Here is an 18,177-nt window from a genome sequence, read left to right as displayed (position 1 = left end):
ATAAAAAGTCATACTAGCCATGTCCTCACGTCATGGCTCGCCCCTTATGAAACGCCTTCCGCCATTGCCTGCATTGCACACGTTCTGGGTCACGGCCCAGTGCTGCAATTTCACCCGTGCCGCCGAGCAACTGCACATCACCCAGGGCGCGGTGAGCCGGCAGGTCGCCGGGCTGGAAAGCCACTTGGGCTATGCCTTGTTCCAGCGCCAGGCGCGGGGGTTGAGGCTGACCGAGGAGGGCCGTGAATGGTCGCTGCGGGCGCAGCACGTGTTTGGCCTGCTCGGCGACGCGGTGGAGCAGATCGGCAGCCGCCGCGAAACCCTGCAACTCAAGGCGTCCACCTGCGTGATGCGCTGGCTGCTGCCGCGCTTGATGCAGTGGCAGAAGGAGCGGCCGGACGTGCCGGTGGAACTCACCACCACCGTGGCCTACACCGTGGACTTTCGCCGTGAGCAATTCGACGCGGCGGTGATCTATGCGCCCATCGCCGAGCAGTCGGTCGAAGCGCGGCATTTGTTTGATGAGCAACTCACGCCGGTCTGCGCACCGGTTTTGCTCGAGCGCTTGCGCACACCGGCGGATCTGCAACAACAGGTGCTGCTGCACCACGCGGGACGAGCGGGATTGGGCGTTGTGGCTTAAGGCGGCGAACACACGCTTGAGCAACCTGGCCCAGGGGCATCATTTCGAAACCCTGGATCTGGCGATGACGGTGGCGTCGCAAGGTTCAGGCGTGGCGATTGGCGACAGTGCGTTGATTGGCGAGGACCTGAAGGCCGGGCGGTTGGCGACGCCGTTTGAACTGCGGGTGCCGACGGGGATGGGGTATTACCTGGTGTACCCGTCGGGGACTGAGCCTTCGGCGGGCCTTGAAGCCTTGATGGCGTGGCTGGTGGGCCAGGCGCAACAGCCCTGACGCCGAAGATCAAAATGTGGGAGGGGCTTGCCCCCGATGAGGGTGTGTCAGCCAAAACTGTTCCAACTGACCCACCGCCATCGGGGGCAAGCCCTCCCACATTTTTGACCGCGCAGGGTCAGTAACCCACGGTAAAGCGCTGGCGCGAGTGCTTCGGTGTTTCCACTTCGTCGATCAAGGCAATGGCATAGTCGGCGAAGCTGATCCAGCTGCGGCCCTCGCTGCTTACCAGCAAGTCATCCTGGCCCAGGCGGAATTGACCGGTGCGCTCGGTTTCAACGAACTCGGCCGACGGCGACAGGAAGGTCCAATCCAGCTCTTTTTCCTGACGCAGCACGTCGAGGAACGCAGCACCGGCACTCGCTTCGGTTTTGTATTCGGCAGGGAAGCCTTCACTGTCGATCACCCGACCGCCGCCCGGCAGCAGCAACGAACCGGCGCCGCCTACCACCAGCAGGCGTTTGACCCCGGCTTTTTTCACCGGGCCGATCACCGCAGCAGCCGGCAGGGTGGCAAAGTGCGCCGCACTGATCACCACATCACTGCCGCTGATGGCCTGTTGCAGTTGGTCGGCGTTCAACGCATCGACCTGTTTGGCGGTCACACCCGGCTTTGCGCCAATGGATTCAATATTGCGTGCGATGGCCACAACGCTATGCCCACGACGCAGTGCTTCTTCCAGCAGTTGGCTACCGGCGCGGCCGGTGGCACCAATGATTGCGATCTTGCTCATGACGTTCTCCAATACGTTAAGGTTTAAAACCATTCACCACTTCATTTCGCCCTTGGCGACTTTGGCACTCAGTTCCAGCGAGCTTTCGTCGGCGAGGGTGGGGTAACGCTTTTTCATGGCTGCGATCAGGGCGGCGGAGTCTTTGGTCTTGGCGGTCTCGTCGTCGAAGGCTTGGATGTAACCGGCAGTAAAGGTCACGGATTCAAGCGTCGGCGTGCCCAGGTAGTGACCCGGAACCACGGTGCGCGGTTTCAGGTTTTCGATGCGTTGCAGGGTAGCCAGCCAATCCTTGTGGGATTTCGCGGTTTGGGTGTCGGCCATCCACAGATGGATGTTTTCCGAGACCACCACACCACCGACCACCGCCTTGATCGACGGGATCCAGACGAAGCTGCGATCCGGCTGCGGGCCGTCCAGGCCGATCACCTCCAACGACTGGCCTTCCAGGCTCAGGCTACGGCCTTGCAGCACTTGCGGCAGGATGGTTTTGCCCGGCTTGTCGGCGCCCATTTTCGGGCCCCAGAACGCGAGTTTGCCGGCCACGGTGGCCTTGATATGGTCGACCACCGGTTGTGGGGCCACGACCTTGGCGTCGGGGAACGCGGCGGTCAGGGTGTCGAGGCCGAAGTAGTAGTCCGGGTCGCCGTGGCTGATGTAGATGGTGGTCAGGTGCTTGCCGCTGGCACGGATCTTCTGCACCAACTGCTCGGCCTGGCCCTTGCCGAATTGCGCGTCGACCAGGATCGCATCCTTGGCACCGCTGACCAGCACCGAGCTGACCGGGAAGATCGCCGCTTCGCCCGGGTTGTACACGTCAAGGGTCAGGTCGGCCGCCGCCGCGTGGGCGGCGAAGGCCAGGGCGGCGGTGGCCAGGGTCAAGCGCTTGAGGGTCGAAAACATCGGGCAGCTCCAGCAGTGATTAAAAGATGCCCAGAGCTTAGTTGCACCAAACACAACTAAAAATGCGATGCTGGAACATAGTTTGTTTCTGAAAGCGTGCAAATCATGGATCGTCTTCAAGCAATGCGGGTGTTTGTAACGGTGGTGGACCTGGGCAGCCAGTCGGCCGCCGCCGATCAACTGGAGCTGTCGCGGCCGGTGGTGTCACGCTATCTGGCGGAGCTTGAGGATTGGGTCGGCGCCCGCCTGATGCACCGCACCACGCGCAAGCTCAGCCTCACGGCGGCCGGCATCGAAATGCTGCCCCGCTGTCGGCAGATGCTGGAGTTGTGCACCGACATGCAAGCGGCCGTCCGCGAGCCCGATGAAGCGCCGCGTGGCCAGTTACGGCTGAGTGTCAGCAGCTCGTTCGGCCAGGCGCAGTTGGCGGATGCCGTGGCCGAGTACGTCAAGCGCTACCCGTTGGTGAGTATCGACATGCAGATGCTCGACCGCACGGTGAACCTGGTGGATGAGCGTATCGACCTGGCCATCCGCACCAGTTTTGAGCTGGACCCCAACCTGATCGCCCGCAAGCTCACGCTCTGCCGCTCGGTAATCTGCGCATCGCCGGCGTACCTGCTGGAGCACGCGCCACCTCGGCAGGTGCAGGACCTGGTGGGGCACAATTGCCTGACCCACTCGTACTTCGGCAAAAGCCTTTGGCATTTCACCGAGCAGGGCGAACCGGTGTCGGTCGCGGTGCAGGGCAATATCAGCGCCAATGAGGCGACCACGCTGTTGCGGGCGACATTGGCGGGGGCGGGGGTGGCACGGCTGCCCAGCTATCAGGCGGGTGACTATATCCGCAGCGGCGAATTGATCCGCTTGCTGGCGGACGCCGAGCCGCAGCAAATGAATGTTTACGCGGTGTACGCCTCGCGCAAGCACATGTCGTTGGCGCTGCGCAGCCTGCTGGATTTTCTGGTGGTGAGGTTCCCGCAAGAGCCGGTGTGGGATATCGGTCTCTAAGCCGACATAAGCCTGTTGAATGGCGACCAATAATGGCAACTCGGCCTGACTGACCTATGCTTTAAACAGCACCTGTGTAGATCCGTTCAGAGGTCTGTGCCATGACTCTAAAAATCAGAAAGTACCTGATGATTTTCCTGTTATCCGCCCTGGCCACCGCGCTGTATGGCACGGCCGCCTACCGCGTTGAACAGACCCGTATGCAGCCGAGCTTCGCGATCAGTTGCCATCAGGATCAATGCGTTCCACACACTGGTAGTTTCAGCGCGCTACGCTGACGGCGTTCCAGTGTGGGAGCAGGCTTGCCCGCGGGTTCGCGAGCAAGCCCGCCTTTAAACCAGCGGTGTGTCTGTTTTCAGTTGTTCACGGAACGCCTTGGGCGAAAACCCGACCCGTCGACGAAACAGCCGAGAGAAATTGGTTGGGTCGGAAAACCCCAGCACCTCTGACATTTCATTGATGGTCATGCTGGTGTAGGTCAGCAGGCGCTTGGCTTCGAGCAATTGACGGTCATGCATGATCTGCAGCGCAGGCTGCCCGCCCAATTCGCGACACGTCCCGTTCAGGTGTGAGACCGAGATCCCCAGTTTGTGGGCCAAGTCCTCAATCTTCGGGTGTTCACGGTAATGCTGTTCGACCAACTGGGTGAAGCGCCGGAAGTACTCATGGCCCCTCGGCGCCCGTGGATGATGCCGCTGGGCTGCCTGGCGGCTGATCCATACCAGCAACACGCTGACCAGCGCGTGCATCATCATGTCCCGGGCCGGTTGCTCATCGGCGTATTCGTCCTGCAAACGGGCGAACAGGCTGTTGAGGTAGTCGCTGTCCTTGCCCGCGGGGTAGCTGCCCCGTGTACGCAAGCCATCTACCGTCGCGCCCAGTTGCGCTTGCAAATGGCTGACCAGCGGGGCCGCCAGCGTCACCACGTAGCCTTCGACATCTTCGGCAAACCGAAAGCCATGCACACACAGCGGCGGCAGCACCTGCAAGGTGGCTTCGCTGAGGGTGGTGCGTTGGCCTTCGATCTCCAGCTGTGCCTGGCCTTTGTGCACGTACAGCAATTGGCACAGATCCGCGTGCCGGTGGGGCTGGATTTCCCACTGGTATTCCCGACTGCGCCGGGAAATGGTTTCACAGTGCAACAAATCGGGGGTCGGCCATTGTTGGCTTTCCCCGTAAAGCTTGAAGACCGGAATCGCGGTTTTGGTCATGGTTTCAATCCGATACTCAGAAGAGTGGTGCGGTAATCGCCCCGATTGGCAAAAAGCGCAGGCTTTGGCTCAGTTTTCACCTTCTTATGCCGGCCACTCAAGTGAAAAATGTCAGCAACAACACCAATGACAACTCTTTCACTCGATCCGTTCGGGTGGAACTTGCGGGGCATAACAATAATGAAAATCCTGAAAACCCAAGTCGCCATTATCGGCGCCGGCCCATCCGGGCTGTTGCTCGGTCAACTGTTACACAACGCCGGTATTCAAACCTTGATTCTTGAGCGCCAGACGGCCGACTACGTGCAAGGCCGCATCCGTGCCGGGGTGCTGGAGCAAGGCATGGTCGACCTGCTGCGCCAGGCCGGCGTCAGTCAGCGCATGGACACCGAAGGGCTGGTGCACGATGGCTTTGAGCTGGCGTTGAATGGCCAGCTCACCCATATCGACCTCAAGGCCCTGACGGGCGGCCAGTCAGTGATGATCTACGGCCAGACCGAAGTCACCCGCGACCTGATGGCCGCCCGCGCCGCCGTCGGTGCCACCACCTTGTATGAGGCGCGCAATGTGCAGCCTCACGGTCTGAAAAGTGATCGACCCTGGCTGACCTTCGAGCATCAGGGCGAGGCGTTTCACCTGGAGTGCGACTACATCGCCGGGTGTGACGGTTTCCACGGTATTTCCCGCCAGTCGATACCGGCTGAGTCGCTGGAGGTTTTCGAGCGCGTCTATCCCTTCGGCTGGCTCGGTATTCTTGCCGACACGCCGCCCGTGCACGCTGAACTGGTGTACGCCAAGCACTCACGTGGTTTTGCCCTGTGCAGCATGCGCTCGCCGACCCGCAGCCGTTATTACCTGCAAGTACCGGTTGAAGAGCCGCTGGATGAATGGCCGGACGAGCGTTTCTGGGATGAACTGAAAAGCCGTCTGCCCGGCCCCCTTGCCGAACAGCTGGTGACCGGCCCGTCGATTGAAAAAAGCATCGCGCCACTGCGCAGCTTTGTGGTGGAACCGATGCAGTACGGGCGCCTGTTTTTGCTGGGGGACGCGGCGCATATCGTGCCGCCCACCGGGGCCAAGGGCTTGAACCTGGCGGCCAGCGATGTGAGCACGCTGTTTCGGATTTTGCTCAAGGTGTACCGCGAGGGGCGGGTGGACTTGCTGGAAAAATACTCGGCGATCTGCCTGCGCCGCGTGTGGAAGGCCGAGCGTTTTTCGTGGTGGATGACCTCGATGCTGCACCAGTTCCCGGAGGCGGATGGCTTCAGCCAGCGCATTGCCGAAAGTGAACTGGCGTATTTCGTCAGCTCCGAAGCCGGTCGCAAAACCATTGCAGAAAATTACGTCGGCCTTCCTTACGAGGCTATTGAATAGCCTGCTATCGTATTGAGCATTCCCGTGGGCCCTCTTTTCCCATGGGCCCTGCTCGAAGGTTCTGCCGTGACTCAGCTCAGTCAGCCCGCTCCACCTCTGCCCGCCGTACGCAGCGTCCTCGCTTCATTGATGATGGCGATCTTCCTTGGCGCCCTGGACCAGACCATCGTCGCGGTGTCCATGCCGGCCATTTCCGCGCAGTTCCACGACGTCAACCTGCTGGCCTGGGTGATCTCCGGCTACATGGTGGCGATGACGGTGGCGGTGCCGATCTACGGCAAGCTCGGCGACCTCTACGGGCGGCGGCCGATGATGCTGATCGGCATGGGCCTGTTCACGTTGGCCTCGCTGTTCTGCGGCATGGCGCAAAGCATGGAGCAACTGGTGCTGGCGCGGGTGCTGCAGGGCATCGGCGCCGGCGGCATGATTTCGGTGAGCCAGGCGATTATCGGCGACATCATCGCGCCCCGTGAGCGCGGCCGCTATCAGGGCTATTTCAGCAGCATGTACGCGGTGGCCAGCGTGGCCGGGCCGGTACTGGGCGGCTACATGACCGAATACCTGTCGTGGCGCTGGGTATTTTTGATCAACCTGCCCTTGGGCGCGGGCGCCTGGTACGTGGCCCATCGCACTCTGGTGGGGTTGCCGGTACCGCAACGCAAGCCGGTGATCGACTACCTCGGCACTGTGCTGATGATCATCGGTTTGACCGCCTTGTTGCTGGGCATTACCGAAATCGGCCAGGGCCATGATTGGCGCGACAACGCAGTGCTGGGGCTGCTGGCCTGTGCGCTGGTGGCGCTGACGGTGTTTGTCTGGCATGAGCGCCGTGCCCGCGAGCCGTTGTTGCCGATGCACTTGTTCGTCAACCGCAGCGCGGTGTTGTGTTGGTGCACGGTATTTTTCACCAGCTTCCAGGCGATTTCCCTGACCGTGCTGATGCCGCTGCGCTTTCAGACAGTCACCGGCGCCGGTGCCGACAGCGCCGCCTTGCACCTGTTGCCCCTGGCGATTGGCCTGCCCATCGGCGCTTATTCCGCGGGGCGCATGACCTCGGTGACCGGGCGCTATAAACCGATGATCCTCAGCGGCGCACTCTTGAGCCCGCTGGCGATTCTCGGCATGGCCTTCAGCGCGCCGCAGGATGTGCTGCTCACCGGCGTGTTCATGCTGCTGTGCGGGATCGCAGGCGGCATGCAGTTCCCGACGTCGCTGGTGGGTTCGCAAAACTCGGTGGAGCAACGCGACATCGGCGTCGCCACCAGCACCACCAACCTGTTCCGCTCCCTCGGCGGGGCGGTGGGGGTGGCGTGCATGTCGGCATTTCTGCTGGCGTTGTTGCAGGATTCGAGTTTCGCGCATTTGGCCAGTGGGGCGTTGGGCGGCGAGGGCAGTTCCGGCAATGTGTTGCTCGATGGCCTGAACGCCGCGCCAGGCCCGGCGCAGGATGCGCTGCGCGGCGAGCTGGCGCTGACGTTCCGGCATTTGCTGATCGTCAGCGCGGCGGTGTCGCTACTGGGGCTGGCGGCGGCGATCGCGATGCCCAATCGGCTGTTGCGCGGGCGAGAGGACAAGGCTCAATAACTGGCACGACAAAGGTCAAAAAATGTGGGAGCTGGCTTGCCTGCGATAGCGGTGGTTCAGCTCGCACATCTGCCACTGAAACACCGCTATCGCAGGCAAGCCAGCTCCCACAGTTAATTGCATTGCAATCCGGATCAGGGGCTGTAGTACCCGACCGCCACCATGAAATGCTCGGCCTTGCGCACATACGCATGTTTGTTCTCAACCTTGTCGGTCACCGGGTTTTTCCAGCGGTACTTGTATTCACCCTGGTCCTGTTCGGCCATCAGCTTGAGGATCGGCTCGCCCACTGGCTTGCCGTCGGGGTCCTTGATCTTGCTGAAGTCAGTGTTGACCAAGCGCAGGTTAGTGCCGTGGGCCACATAGCGTTGGGTGTTGAGGTCCACCACAAACACGTAGAGGTCATCCTGCAGGAAGCCGCCCTGCAATGAATTGATGGCTTTGAGCGTGCCCGTTTCATCCTTGAGCAGCGCGTTCACCGCCTTGTTGCGCAGTGCCCGGGCCTGTTCCGGGGTGGCTCGCGGCAGGTAATAACCGACCGCCAGGATCCTTTCGCCAACGCGCTGGAAAAACACATGCTTGTGTTCGACCTTGCCGTCGTTCCAGTTCTGCCAGCGGTAATCGGCCTGCTGGATGCCCTGGTCTTGCGGCACCTTGAGTGCGTCCTTGAAGGACTGGCGCAACTCCGGCCCCAGTACCTCGGACACATCGCGACCGATCAGCGCGGAAGACGGTCCGCCGCTGGCCAGCAGTACGCCCTGGGTGTCGACCACAAACACATAGCGGTCCTGGTCGATAAACTCGCCCTGACGGCTGAAGGCGGCAAACGCTTTGTCGCCGTTGGTCTGGTAGTAGGCCAGGGCTTTTTCCAGCAACGCCTTCGCCGCCTGGGCCTCTTGATCCTGAGTCGTCGCGGCGTGCACCTGGCCGAAACACAACAACAGCAGCAGCCCGCTGATTCGGAGCAGTCCCTTCATGTCCCGTCCCTCATTATTATTGATGTGAGCAGAGCTTAGACGGCTGTGGCTCAAGGCGCTGCCAACCATTGATTGACGATGCCGTCGTACACCCCGGTCGCCACGCTCAGGTGTAACCACTGGTCGACGTAGCTTTTCCATGCCACATCATCGCGTGGCAGCAAGAAAGCTTTTTCGCTGTACTGCATCTGCCGCTCCGGGTTGACCGCGCACAGCCCAGGCTTGAGCTTTTGCTGGTAACGCGCTTCGCTGGCGTCGGTGATCATCACATCGGCCTTGCCCGCCAGCAATTCGTCGAAAATGGTCACGTTGTCATGCAGGCGGATTTGCGCCTGGCCCAGGTGTGTCCGGGCAAACACTTCGTTGGTGCCGCCTGCCGGTTCGATCACCCGCACCTGAGGCTGGTTGATCTGCTCGACCGTCTGGTAGCGCTGCACATCGGCGCAGCGCACCAGCGGGATCTTGCCGTCGACCCCCAGGGACTGGCTGAAGAAGGCTTTTTTCTGACGCTCCAGAGACACCGAAATACCGCCCACGGCGATGTCGCAGCGCTGGGCCAGGAAGTCCGGCATCAGGGTTTTCCAGGTGGTGGGCACCCATTGGATGTTTGCGTTGAGGCTCTTGGCCAGGGACTCGGCCATGGCAATGTCGATGCCTTCGTAGCGGCCATCGGCGCGCAGCGAGGTGTAGGGCTTGTAGTCGCCGGTGGTGCAGACGCTGAGCGTGCCGCGCTGCAGCACTTCGTCCAGGCGCGAGGGCGTGGGGTCGGCCAGTGCAGTGGTTGCCAGGCTCGCCAGCACGCACAGGGTTATTGTTGTTTTCATGCGATCGAGTCCTTGGGGCATGCTCGGGGGCGGTCATTATTTCCAGCACGGCGGCCAGCTGGCAAGGGCCATGAATGTTTAGCCAAGTGGCAACCAAACTCCATCAACCCTGAATTTAACCCCCTATGCAGGCATGTGACGCTGGCGGTTATCTCTGGCACTGTGATTCCCACATGCACGGCTCCTGCGACACTCACCCTGCGACACTGCCGTCCGATCTCGCGTTCTGGGCCCTGTTCCATTGCCGACACGCACGCCCACCAGATACCTCATTCCTGCGTTGATCCATCTCCTGGATGGCGCGCACCTGCGCGCCTGCCCGACACAAACGTATGAGAATGCCCATGAGTGTTTTTGCCTGCCTGCACGAAGCCCACACCTTCCTTGAACAGCACCCGGACATCGAGATGTTCGAGCTGTTTATCCTCGACAACAATGGCGTGCCCCGTGGCAAGTTGCTGCACCGCGACGAACTGCTGGCGGTGTATGAGAGCGGGCGGCCGTTGCCCAGCACCCTCCTCGGCCTGACCATCAATGGCGATGACGTGGAAAACTCCGGGCTGGTGTGGGAGGTGGGTGATATCGACTGCCGTGCCTACCCGATCAGCGGCAGTTTGCAGCGCATGCCGTGGCGCCTGATCCCGACGGCGGCGGTGCAAGTCAGCATGCACCCCACCGAGGGCTTGCCCGCCACCGTGGCCGACCCTCGGCATTTGCTCGCCAGGGTCATCGACGGCTTGAAAGCCGACGGTTATTACCCGGTGATGGCGGCGGAGCTGGAGTTTTACTTGCTTGACCAGAAGCCCGACAGCAATGGCCGGCCACAACCGGCACGGGATGTGGACGGAATCGCCCGCGCTCGACCCAGGTCTACGGCCTGCGCGAGCTGGAGCAGATCGAGCCGTTTCTCGCGGATTTGTACAGCGCCTGCAAACTGCAAGGCATCCCGGCGCGCACGGCGATTTCCGAATACGCCCCGGGCCAGGTGGAGATCACCCTGGAGCATCGCGCCGATGCCTTGCAGGCGATGGACGAAGCCGTGCGCTACAAGCGCCTGGTCAAGGGCGTGGCGCATAAACACGGAATGACCGCGTGCTTTATGGCCAAGCCGTTCGATGACCTGGCGGGCACCGGTATGCATATGCACGTGAGCCTGGCGGACGCCCAGGGCAATAACCTGTTCGCCAGCGAAGCCGCCGACGGCACGCCGTTGCTGCGCCAGGCGGTGGGCGGCATGCTCAGTACCTTGCTCGATTCGTTGCTGCTGTTCTGCCCCAACGCCAACTCCTATCGCCGGTTCCAGACCAACAGTTACGCGCCGCTGGCCGCCACCTGGGGTGTCGACAACCGCACCGTCAGCCTGCGCGTGCCCGGCGGCCCGGCCTATTCGCGGCATATCGAACACCGCATTTGCGGCGCCGACGCCAACCCCTATCTCGCAGCGGCCGCGATCCTCGCCGGTATCCACCGGGGCATCCGCGAGCAACTCGACCCCGGCGCCCCGGTGGAAGGCAACGGTTACGCCCAGGCCACGGCATTGCTGCCCACCGACTGGCTGACCACCCTGCGTGCGCTGGAAGCCTCAGACTGGGCGCCAGGGGCTTTCGGCGCCGAGTTTCTCGCTGTGTATTTGGCGGTGAAACGTGCCGAATACCGGCAGTTCATGGGCGAGGTGGGCGAGCAGGATTGGCGCTGGTACTTGCATCAGGCGTAAATGAACCGAACGGTGTGGCGAGCGGGCTGTGGCGAGCGGGCTTGCCCGCGTTGGGTGGCGGAGCCGCCCCAATAAGGCCGGCCCCATCCGTTCAGACAGAATGCGGTGAATGTTTTTAGGGCAGCTTCGCGCCCCAACGCGGGCAAGCCCGCTCGCCACAGCCCGCTCGCCACAGCCCGCTCGCCACAACACGCCCGCTCACTGCAGCGAGGCGGGCGTGAGGGCTTCGACCTTTTTTTCACGTTGTAGTGGTTAAGCTGCGAATCAAGGTCATTCACCACCGTTTAACTCCTATGAGCCCGTGATGTCGCCACAACCTCCTTCCTCTATAGAGATTGAATTCGCCGAACGCTGTGACCGTGAGCATGCCAGGGTCTGCGGCGATACACGCCCGCCGGGGACGCTTGAGCGCCTGGCGGCGTGGCGCGATGAACGGTTGGTGCGCCACGCCTTGAAAGTGGCCGGCGAACCGGGGCTGATCCTTGATCTGGCCTGTGGCTCGGGGCGCTTCTGGCCGGTGTTGGCGGAACACGTCAACCGGGTGATTCTGGCGTCGGACAATTCCCAGACCATGCTCGACCATGCCGTTACCCATCATCCGGCGGCCTTGCTCAAGCGGGTCAAGACGTTTCAAGGCTCGGCATTTTCCATCGGCTTGTCGGCGAATGCGGTGGACTGCATTTTCTGCCTGGAATTGTTTCGTCATGTGCCCAGCAGCGAAGGGCGCCTGGCGTTGCTGCGCGAGTTTCACCGGGTCAGCCGTGACACGGTGATCGTGTCGGTGCAGTCGCGTACCCCGGTGGAGGAGGAGTTTCGTCAGGCCGGCTTCAAAATCCTCAAACACCAGGAGTTCATGCCGGGCTCGCACCTGTGGCGGGTCTACGTTCTGCGTAAGAGAGGATAACTCCCGCCTGTCGGACTATTCTCTATGTCTGTCGGAGTTTTCATGGTGGCCTGTGCACTGCGGGTGCTCGCAAGTCCCTTTCGCGATATATACTGCGCGCCATTCTTCAAGGGAGAGCCGTGTGGCCATCGATATTCACTGGATCTGCGACAACGATAGCCTCGGCCAGCATTGCGCCGAATGGCAGCAGTTGCCATTCGTCGCCCTCGACACCGAATTCATGCGGGTCGACACCTTTATCCCATTGCCGGGCTGATCCAGATCGGCGATGGCGTACGCGCTTACCTGATCGACCCCCTGACCATCGACAACTGGCAACCCTTGGCCGCTTTGCTGGAAAACCCGGCGGTGATCAAGGTGGTGCACGCCTGCAGCGAAGACCTGGAAGTGCTGTTGCGCCTGACCGGCAGCCTGCCGGTGCCGCTGTTCGACACGCAATTGGCCGCCGCTTACCTGAACCTCGGTTTCTCCATGGGCTATTCGCGTCTGGTGCAGGCCGTGCTGGATATCGAGCTGCCCAAGGGCGAGACCCGCTCCGACTGGCTGCAGCGGCCGTTGTCCGAGACGCAAATCAGCTACGCCGCCGAAGACGCCGTGCACCTGGCCGAGGTCTACACCCGGCTGCGCCCGCGTCTGTCGGAGGATAAATACGCCTGGGTGCTGGAAGACGGCGCCGAACTGGTGGCCAACCTGCGCCGCGAGGTCGACCCGTACGAGGTGTACCGCGACGCCAAGCTGGCGTGGAAGCTCTCGCGTGCCCAGCTCGCCGTATTGCGTGAGCTGTGCGCCTGGCGCGAGCAGCAGGCGCGTGCCCGTGACCTGCCGCGCAACCGCATCATTCGTGAACACTCGTTATGGCCCCTGGCCAAATCCCAGCCGGATAACCTCGCCGCCCTGGGCAAGATCGAAGACATGCACCCGCGCACCGTGCGTCAGGATGGCCAGTTTCTGCTGGACCTGATCAAGCGCGCCGGCAGTGTCTCGATCGACCAATGGCCGCCTGCGGTGGCCGAACCGCTGCCGGTGGACGCCGCCACGCTGATCAAGCAACTGCGTGCCCTGGGCCAGACGTTCGCCGAGCGCCTCGACATGGCGCCCGAACTGATGCTGCGCAAGAAAACCCTCGAAGCCCTGGTTAAAAGTGGCTACCCCGATGGGCCTTACCAATTGCCAGACTCGCTGCGTGGCTGGCGCCGCGAGTTGATGGGCCAGGCGCTGCTCGACAGCCTGGCCACTGCCGGAGAACAGCCTTGAAACGTATTTGCTCCATCTATCGCAGCAAGAAAAAAGACGGGATGTACCTCTACGTGCTCAAAAGCGATGCCCTGGAGCGCGTACCGGAGCCGCTGATGGACGCCTTCGGCAAGGCCCATCACGCGTTTGACATGGTGCTGACGCCGGAGCGCAAGCTGTCCCGCGAGGACATCACCGTGGTCCTGGAAAACCTCGACAAGCAGGGCTACCACCTGCAAATGCCGCCGGCCGAAGACGAGTACATCGAGCACTTGCCTGAAGAGCTGCTGCGCCGCAACGACCCGATGTGATCGGGCAGTGCCCTGTTCGGGGCACTTTTTTCAACGCAATTGTATGAGTGGGCGGTGGCCGTAAGGATGCGGGCGGCCGTTTGCACTGTTTTTGAAAGGTTTGAACCATGCGTGTTCTGATTGCTGAACAGGATTACCCGCTTTACGCCCAACTGCTGAACGAGGCGGCGCCGGACCTTGAGGTGCTGACCAGCGGCGACTCGGCCGAACTGTCGCGTCTGGCCGCAGACTGCCCGGTCTGGCTGGGCCAGCCGGATCTGCTGGCGACCCTGTTGCGCCAGGGTCATCAGCCGCAATGGCTGCAATCGACCTGGGCGGGTATCACGCCGCTGCTGGCCGAGGGTTTGCCGCGTGACTACCGCCTGACCCGTGCGGTCGGCATCTTTGGCCAGGTCATGGCCGAGTTTGTCCTTACCTATATGCTCGGCCACGAGCGCGAAGTGCTGGCGCGGCTGGTCAGCCAGGTGGAACGCAAGTGGGACAGCCGCATGGGCCAGAGCCTGGCGGGGCGCAAAGCGTTGATCGTGGGCACCGGTGATATCGGCCAGCGTGTTGCCGAATTCCTGCTGCCGTTTGGCGTGAAGCTATATGGCATCGCCAGCACGGCACGCGAGCAGGCGCCGTTTATCGAGGTTGCCGGGCTCGATCAACTGGGCCGGCTGGTGGGGGAGGTGGACTACGTGATCAACCTGCTGCCCAACACGCCCAATACCCATGACCTGTACGACGCGGCACTGTTCAAGCAATTCAAGCCGACCGGGTTGTTTATCAATGTCGGGCGCGGTGTGGCCGTGGTGGATGCCGACTTGGTCGAGGCGTTGAAAGAAGGGCACCTGGCCGGTGCGGTAATCGACGTATGTCGTCAGGAGCCATTGCCGCAGCGCCATCCGTTCTGGACTGCGTGGGGGCTGCTGTTGACCGGGCACAGCTCGGCACCGACTTCGCCTGCAATGATGGTGGAATTGTTTGTGCAAAATCTGCGGGCGTATGAAGCCAAGGAAGTTTTGCGCGGAGAGGTCAGCTTCGAACGCGGTTATTGACGGTACGCCGGCGGGCGTATTTGTTCACATTTGGTCATGTACACATATCCTGACAGTCAAGTTGGAACCTCCCAGGCAGGACTTTCCACAAAGTGACCGCAGAGGACGCAAGGTTGCGCCCTGTGGTTCCACTTGACTAAGGACAGGTTCCAGCATGACGACTCTTGCTTCGCCCGCGATTCATCCGCGCCCGATGGCGCACCTTGTTACACACGATAACGCACAGCTTCAAACTCTCGCCGGCCAACCCAACCCCCTGGCACAGCCGCCTGCCTCGGCCCTGACGCTTGCACTGGGGGACCGCTGCAACCAACGAAACCCTGGTCGAAAAACTCCAGGGCATCACCCGCACACTTCCCGCGCAACGGGTGCCCGATGCGTCGTTGACCATGAGCAACGCCAGGGCCCAGATGGAAACTGCGCTGGCCTCGCACTTGAAAAGCACCATGATGTACGTGTGCGAAGACTCCTCCTTTCCGGCACTCCAGCCGCTGCCTGCCAACCGCTTGATCAGTCTTGAGGCGTTTATCCTCGCCAGCGGTATGCCTGTCCCGAAAACCCTGAAAGCCCTGTCTGATCTAACCGAGGAGCTTGCCCTGCAAGCGCGGGCCCATCCCCTGGGCAACCTCAGTGGCGGGCAGCCCTCCACTCAGGATCAGGACAGCATCCTCGACGTGATGCACAGCAACACCAGCGGCTTGCCCGGCCTGCCTTTGGTCGACAGCGCGAAGGGCGCCCTGGGGTATTTGCTCAGCGGCAGCTCGGTACTTGAGGCCGATCTGAAAACGCCGGTCAAGGCGATGGAGAAATTGCTCGGCTCCCCCAAGGCACAGGCGTTGGGGCAGGCCATCCAGACCCGGCTGGGCATCGCCGCCACTGAGGGCGCCGGCCATGACTCTGTGATGACGGCCATCCATCTGGGCCTTGATCCGCAACCCCTGACGACGGCCACCCGCACGCATGTCGCCGGTTTTGACTTGGCGCAGAGTCAGCATTGGGGGCAGCCCGCTTCGGTGGTAATCGAAGAGCTGGCCAGGCACCTGATCGAAACAGGCCGCGCCAGTGAGCAAACCGCGAATCTGGCAGCGTATCTGCTGTTGGCCAAAACCGCGCCGCAATACCTGGTCAAGGACATTCCGGCTCGCGTGACCTACGCCAGCGTGCTCTGGGCACAATTGGCGATGGCCGTGGCCAGGATCGAAGCGCACACCCCAGGCGCTACGCTTGGCATGGGCTATGCCGAGATTTTGCTGGCTGGCGAACAGCTCAATGCCGACCCGGACTTCAGCCAGCAAATGGCCTATCAGGTGCTGAAGGAATGGGGCATCGCCAACGGATTTATCGCCAGCGCCGAGCAGGCGCCCTCAGCGAGTGATATGGAGCGGGTCAGGGCTGCCTATAACGGCCATCTGAGCACATTGAAAAGCACCAGCACCTTGTTGCAAACGCCCATTCCCAGTCGGGAATCGATGGCGCTGGCCCAGCTTGAAGCGGCTTTTCCTGAGCTGGATGCCAGCCTGTTCAAGCTGCGTAACCTGCAGAAGGCCCGGTTGAAAGAAGGCCGGCCCGGTCTTTACCCCGGCATGCGCTCGATGCTGGATATCGTCATGGAAGGGGGCAAGCTGGGGGCGAAGACCATTGGATCACCAACGATAAGCGCCTTCCCATCAGCCGATTCTGCGACCTGTACACCGCCGGTAAACTGGGGGTGGCTGCGTCGTTCAAAGCCGCGTACGACAACGCCATCAAAGCCCACGAAGAGGGCAGCACGGTGCGGCCCGTAACCTGATTTGCACCTTGCCAATGGAGGACCGCAAGAACCTGGAGTTCGGCAAGCTGGAATTCTTCCATACCAACCAATACAAGATCGGCGTTGACCTGTTGGCCCAGCCTGCTCTGCACCTTAGAGGGCATACATTGGAGGTGAAAACCACGAGAAACGGGCAAGTCAATTTCTATGTCATCGACACGCGACGCGGCACCCTCGAGAAGCAAAACTTCCTGATTGCCAGCCGCACCGAGCCTTATACCGCCCAGAAACTTGAGACGCGCAACGCGAATATCCTGTCGCGCACCGTGCTGGTTGCGCCCGATAGCACAGCATCTTTCCAAGAGCGACCGGAGGCGGCAGGCCAGCCTGATAGTTTTAACTCCAGGCGCAGCCACGCCATCGCTGACGTGTTCGTGAAGTCCCTCGACCTGCATAACGACGACCTGCTGAGTGCGGCCAGGGGCGTCACGGCCGATGATCAGGACAGTGCGCGCAATACGGCGATTTCCGAGTTCTTTCTAAATCTCATCCCGCTACGCTCGGCCATCGTCAATTTTCAACATGGCAACGTCGGCCAAGGCCTTTTTGACCTGGGCCTGGATGTCGTCGGCCTGGTGACGGTGGGCGCCGGCAAGGCTGCGCAGGCAGGCAAGGTCTTGAGCAAGGCGGTGTCGTCGGTGGGGCATGCGGCCAAGGCGGCGAGGTTTGTCGGGGCGAGCATGGTTGAAGCCTTCAACCCCTTGAGTGGAGTGGGGGATTTGTTGGCAAGCGGCGGCAGGTTGGCGGTTAAAGGAGGGCGTTATGCTGTGGGGAAAGTGGCCGGGCGGCTCAATACTTCCGTGCCGGATGGCGAACTGAGTAACGCGCTGTTTCGCCAATTCAACGTGCCCGAGTCGAAAGTCGCCGGGCTCTCACGTAACAGCCAGGGCGTGTATGTCGGCGCCGATGGGCATCTGTCGCATATCCGTCATACCGACAGTGCGGGTCACACCGCCATTTACGAAGTGCGCCAGGTTGTGCGTAACGCGCAGGGGAAGGTGCAGGCGCGGGTGTATCACAACAATCGGCAGACATCGCTGCTGGTCGAGCAGGTCGAGGGTGATCAATGGCGGCGGCTGGGGCTTCTGGGCGGCACTCCACCTTCGATCAAAAACGACCTTGGGCCCGTGATCGGCCAAGGTGGCGAGGGAATTGTTTACGCAAGCCTTGATGGGAAACGAGCCTACAAGGATTTTGGGCCTACCTCGTCAACCGTCGACAACGTTCACGAGCTTTCCGAAGTTGAATACCTCAACAAATATTATGGCGACGGGTTTGCCCGTACGGCTGTTGAAGACGGCCGCCTGTATTTGGTGATGGGGCGTATAGACGGGGTGGATCTTTCTTACTTAAAACGAGGCACTTTGCCGCCTGAGGCGCGCCCATTGCTGGCGGATGCATTTGCACAAATGGAGGCTAAGAATATCTACCATAACGATATGCAGCTGAAGAACTACATGTACTCAGCCAAGGACAATAAGGTTTACCCGGTCGACCTGGATGCAATGCAGGCTGAATGGATGCCGCCGTTTTTAATGCAGATGTACGAAAGAAATAAGCAAAAAGTCCTCAGCGAATATGCCGCGCTTTTCGCATAGGCGCCTTGAGCCGCTGGCGTGTAACCCTGCATGAGT

At 61.5% G+C, this 18,177-nt stretch carries 14 protein-coding genes and 3 pseudogenes; 12 read left to right on the top strand and 5 right to left on the bottom strand.

What is annotated here, in order from left to right; translation table 11 throughout:
* The first annotated feature begins 46 nt into the window (after positions 1-46).
* Positions 47-917, top strand: a pseudogene (locus tag LRS56_18630) (LysR substrate-binding domain-containing protein).
* A gap of 118 nt (positions 918-1,035) precedes the next feature.
* Here LRS56_18630 and LRS56_18625 read toward each other — a convergent pair.
* Positions 1,036-1,650, bottom strand: coding sequence for an NAD(P)-dependent oxidoreductase (locus LRS56_18625; protein ID WDU60865.1), 615 nt, complete (start codon positions 1,648-1,650; stop codon positions 1,036-1,038).
* Positions 1,651-1,683: 33 nt separating this feature from the next.
* Positions 1,684-2,550, bottom strand: coding sequence for an MBL fold metallo-hydrolase (locus tag LRS56_18620; protein WDU60864.1), 867 nt, complete (start codon positions 2,548-2,550; stop codon positions 1,684-1,686).
* Between the two features lie 105 nt (positions 2,551-2,655).
* Here LRS56_18620 and LRS56_18615 point away from each other — a divergent pair, with 105 nt between their 5' ends.
* Both LRS56_18615 and LRS56_18610 read left to right on the top strand, forming a co-directional pair.
* Positions 2,656-3,561: a LysR family transcriptional regulator gene (locus LRS56_18615; protein ID WDU60863.1), complete on the top strand. Its 906-nt coding sequence runs from the start codon at positions 2,656-2,658 to the stop codon at positions 3,559-3,561.
* A 101-nt stretch (positions 3,562-3,662) separates the two neighbouring features.
* A complete protein-coding gene (locus LRS56_18610; GenBank protein WDU60862.1) occupies positions 3,663-3,839 on the top strand; it encodes a hypothetical protein in 177 nt (58 codons plus the stop codon).
* Between the two features lie 54 nt (positions 3,840-3,893).
* Here the strand turns inward: LRS56_18610 and LRS56_18605 are convergent, their stop codons facing one another.
* Positions 3,894-4,772, bottom strand: coding sequence for a helix-turn-helix domain-containing protein (locus LRS56_18605; protein WDU60861.1), 879 nt, complete (start codon positions 4,770-4,772; stop codon positions 3,894-3,896).
* A 189-nt stretch (positions 4,773-4,961) separates the two neighbouring features.
* On the opposite strand from LRS56_18605, the gene pobA reads away from it, so the two are divergent.
* Positions 4,962-6,146 carry a 4-hydroxybenzoate 3-monooxygenase gene (gene pobA, locus LRS56_18600; GenBank protein ID WDU65776.1) on the top strand — a complete coding sequence of 395 codons (1,185 nt, stop codon included), beginning with the start codon at positions 4,962-4,964 and terminating at the stop codon, positions 6,144-6,146.
* 66 nt (positions 6,147-6,212) lie between these two features.
* Positions 6,213-7,730, top strand: coding sequence for an MDR family MFS transporter (locus tag LRS56_18595; protein ID WDU60860.1), 1,518 nt, complete (start codon positions 6,213-6,215; stop codon positions 7,728-7,730).
* A gap of 134 nt (positions 7,731-7,864) precedes the next feature.
* On the opposite strand, the gene LRS56_18590 is transcribed toward LRS56_18595, so the two are convergent.
* Complete coding sequence (locus tag LRS56_18590) at positions 7,865-8,707, bottom strand: cache domain-containing protein (protein WDU60859.1); 843 nt, start codon at positions 8,705-8,707, stop codon at positions 7,865-7,867.
* A 50-nt stretch (positions 8,708-8,757) separates the two neighbouring features.
* Positions 8,758-9,531, bottom strand: coding sequence for a transporter substrate-binding domain-containing protein (locus LRS56_18585; protein ID WDU60858.1), 774 nt, complete (start codon positions 9,529-9,531; stop codon positions 8,758-8,760).
* A gap of 344 nt (positions 9,532-9,875) precedes the next feature.
* On the opposite strand from LRS56_18585, the pseudogene LRS56_18580 reads away from it, so the two are divergent.
* The 7 genes and pseudogenes from LRS56_18580 (at position 9,876) to LRS56_18550 (ending at position 18,141) form a co-directional block, all read left to right on the top strand.
* A pseudogene (locus tag LRS56_18580) lies at positions 9,876-11,245 on the top strand (glutamine synthetase family protein).
* 304 nt (positions 11,246-11,549) lie between these two features.
* The gene (locus tag LRS56_18575; GenBank protein WDU60857.1) at positions 11,550-12,149 is read left to right on the top strand and encodes a class I SAM-dependent methyltransferase; all 600 of its coding nucleotides are present in this window, start codon (positions 11,550-11,552) and stop codon (positions 12,147-12,149) included.
* Between the two features lie 121 nt (positions 12,150-12,270).
* Positions 12,271-13,403, top strand: a pseudogene (gene rnd, locus LRS56_18570) (ribonuclease D).
* Positions 13,400-13,693, top strand: coding sequence for a YcgL domain-containing protein (locus tag LRS56_18565; protein WDU60856.1), 294 nt, complete (start codon positions 13,400-13,402; stop codon positions 13,691-13,693). The pseudogene rnd and the gene LRS56_18565 overlap by 4 nt, the downstream one beginning before the upstream one ends.
* Before the next feature lie 107 nt (positions 13,694-13,800).
* Positions 13,801-14,733 carry a D-2-hydroxyacid dehydrogenase gene (locus LRS56_18560; GenBank protein WDU60855.1) on the top strand — a complete coding sequence of 311 codons (933 nt, stop codon included), beginning with the start codon at positions 13,801-13,803 and terminating at the stop codon, positions 14,731-14,733.
* 287 nt (positions 14,734-15,020) lie between these two features.
* Positions 15,021-16,517, top strand: coding sequence for a hypothetical protein (locus LRS56_18555; GenBank protein ID WDU60854.1), 1,497 nt, complete (start codon positions 15,021-15,023; stop codon positions 16,515-16,517).
* Between the two features lie 19 nt (positions 16,518-16,536).
* Positions 16,537-18,141 (top strand): hypothetical protein, encoded by a 1,605-nt coding sequence (locus LRS56_18550; GenBank protein WDU60853.1) that lies wholly within the window; start codon positions 16,537-16,539, stop codon positions 18,139-18,141.
* Positions 18,142-18,177: the final 36 nt, after the last annotated feature.

It is taken from the genome of Pseudomonas poae (assembly GCA_028869255.1).
GTDB classification, from domain to species: domain Bacteria; phylum Pseudomonadota; class Gammaproteobacteria; order Pseudomonadales; family Pseudomonadaceae; genus Aquipseudomonas; species Aquipseudomonas poae_C.
Note: the sequence above shows the minus strand (reverse complement) of the source record. Positions and strands in the feature narration are given on the sequence as shown.

What these genes read in the sequence shown, in the direction of transcription:
- LRS56_18625 (WDU60865.1), bottom strand. Translation starts at nt 1,650, where the DNA reads ATGAGCAAGATCGCAATCATTGGTGCCACCGGCCGCGCCGGTAGCCAA.
- LRS56_18620 (WDU60864.1), bottom strand. Translation starts at nt 2,550, where the DNA reads ATGTTTTCGACCCTCAAGCGCTTGACCCTGGCCACCGCCGCCCTGGCC.
- LRS56_18615 (WDU60863.1), top strand. Translation starts at nt 2,656, where the DNA reads ATGGATCGTCTTCAAGCAATGCGGGTGTTTGTAACGGTGGTGGACCTG.
- LRS56_18610 (WDU60862.1), top strand. Translation starts at nt 3,663, where the DNA reads ATGACTCTAAAAATCAGAAAGTACCTGATGATTTTCCTGTTATCCGCC.
- LRS56_18605 (WDU60861.1), bottom strand. Translation starts at nt 4,772, where the DNA reads ATGACCAAAACCGCGATTCCGGTCTTCAAGCTTTACGGGGAAAGCCAA.
- LRS56_18590 (WDU60859.1), bottom strand. Translation starts at nt 8,707, where the DNA reads ATGAAGGGACTGCTCCGAATCAGCGGGCTGCTGCTGTTGTTGTGTTTC.
- LRS56_18585 (WDU60858.1), bottom strand. Translation starts at nt 9,531, where the DNA reads ATGAAAACAACAATAACCCTGTGCGTGCTGGCGAGCCTGGCAACCACT.
- LRS56_18575 (WDU60857.1), top strand. Translation starts at nt 11,550, where the DNA reads ATGTCGCCACAACCTCCTTCCTCTATAGAGATTGAATTCGCCGAACGC.
- LRS56_18560 (WDU60855.1), top strand. Translation starts at nt 13,801, where the DNA reads ATGCGTGTTCTGATTGCTGAACAGGATTACCCGCTTTACGCCCAACTG.
- LRS56_18550 (WDU60853.1), top strand. Translation starts at nt 16,537, where the DNA reads ATGGAGGACCGCAAGAACCTGGAGTTCGGCAAGCTGGAATTCTTCCAT.